At 73.0% G+C, this 1,652-nt stretch carries 1 protein-coding gene and 1 pseudogene; both read right to left on the reverse strand.

The genetic code is table 11. The features are described from left to right. Positions 1 to 66: 66 nt before the first annotated feature. Positions 67 to 1,044 carry an alpha/beta fold hydrolase gene (locus tag ABZ749_RS34875; RefSeq protein ID WP_357235619.1) on the reverse strand — a complete coding sequence of 326 codons (978 nt, stop codon included), beginning with the start codon at positions 1,042 to 1,044 and terminating at the stop codon, positions 67 to 69. Positions 1,045 to 1,119: 75 nt separating this feature from the next. Further along, positions 1,120 to 1,652 (reverse strand): annotated as a pseudogene (locus ABZ749_RS34880) (acetyltransferase); the annotation flags it as partial.

Genomic DNA, 1,652 nt, shown 5'->3' on the forward strand with positions numbered 1-1,652 from the left:
GCCCAGCACCAGGTCGAGCCCGGTGAGCTGCGGGTGCACCACGTCGACGCGGTGCCCGGCCTGGCTTTAGTGGGGGGTCGGCGTGGGGTCTGGTTCTGGTGCTGGTGCACCCTCGTAGAGCGCGACGTACAGCCGGCGCAGCTCGTCGCCCTCGACGCCGAGGGCGGCGAGGTTGAGGGTGTTGTGTTCGACGCCCAACGTCTCCGGCAGGGTGCACACCCGCAGCGGTATCGCGTTCGCGTCGGCGATCCGGCGCGGCACGTCGACCGCCGCCCTGAGGTCCACCACGCCGTCGAGCGGGCTGATCGCGACCGCCGCGCTCCGCAGACCGGTCCGCCGTGGCGGCTTCGGCAGGGTGCGCGCGATGGTCAGGTACTGGGTGACGGCGGCGAGGGAGTATCCCCGCGACGTGACGCGGTCCCGCAGAACGCGACGCCCGTACAGCGTGATGAGCGGTTTCACCGCGTAGGCCGGCGCCTGTCGCGGATTCGGAGCAAAGAACGGCGACAGCAACAGCAGATGCCGTACGACGTTTCCCGGCACCTGGGCCAGCCAGGCGGCCAGCACTGCGCCCCCGGAGATGCCCACGACGCCGACCTCGTCTCCCAGGGCCGCCGCGACGGCCCACCCCTGCGCGGCGTACGTCGTCAGCTCAGCGGCCTCGACCCGGTGGTGGGCCCGCCGGTCGACGGTCCCGTGCCGGGGTGCCCGGGGAACCCAGACGTTGTACCCACTGTCGAAGAACTCCTCGGCCAGCCGTTCGTACTGCTCGGGCGCGAGGGTGTAGCCGTGCAAGAGCAACACGGCCCGGCCGGTACGGGAACCGTGGCTCAGCAGGCGACTGCGCGACTCCGGTCGCACCTCCGGATCGGCCGTCTCGGCGGCGATGATGGCCGCGGCGGCACGGGTGGCCGTGTCGAAGTCGAGCGGTCGGGCCGGCGCGACCCGTAACCCACGGCGGCCCACCGGCCAGAGGTAGAGCCCGGCGACCGCCGCCACGACGAGCGCCAACCCGCCGACGAGGAGCGCGATGATCTCCGGCATGGTCAGATGCTGACAGGGGCCGCGCTCGACGCCGGCTGAGGGGGTGCGCCCGGGTGACCGGGCGCACCCGGTCAGCTATTCCTTGTTGTTCGGCGGCGCGAAGACGACCCGGGAGCGCAACTGCCGAAAGCCGGTCCGCTCCAACTCCGCCAGCACCGCCACCCGGTGCGAGTCCACGTCGGCGATGACCTCGCGGGCACCGCCGGCGGCCAGCACCCGGACCGCCTCGGCCAGCAGCTCGGGCCGGGCCGCCTCGTCGAGCAGGCCGAGATAGGCGAGCAGGGGGTAGCAGGCGTCTCCGGCCGTGCCGGCCAGGCCCACCGGCTCACCGGCGTCCACCGCGACGCGCCATTGCCCGGTGTTGTCGCCCAACCAGGCCAGCGGGTCGGTGGCGAGGTCGACGCCGCCGACCACCCGCGCGATCTCGACGCCGGTCAGCACATCTGGCTCGGCGATCCTGGCGACCAGCGCGTTGACCTCCGCCACGTCGACGGGCACGCGGAAGTCGTACCGACCGGAGGACGCCGGCAGGGGTGTGCCGGTCCAGGAGCAGCGAAGCCGATGGGCTGGCCCGTCACCGCGCTGATCAACACCGTGGAGAGGCCACC

It is taken from the genome of Micromonospora sp. NPDC047753 (genome assembly GCF_040642735.1).
GTDB lineage: Bacteria > Actinomycetota > Actinomycetes > Mycobacteriales > Micromonosporaceae > Micromonospora.

Coding starts and splice junctions, on each gene's coding strand:
- ABZ749_RS34875 (WP_357235619.1), bottom strand. CDS start 1,044: ATGCCGGAGATCATCGCGCTCCTCGTCGGCGGGTTGGCGCTCGTCGTG.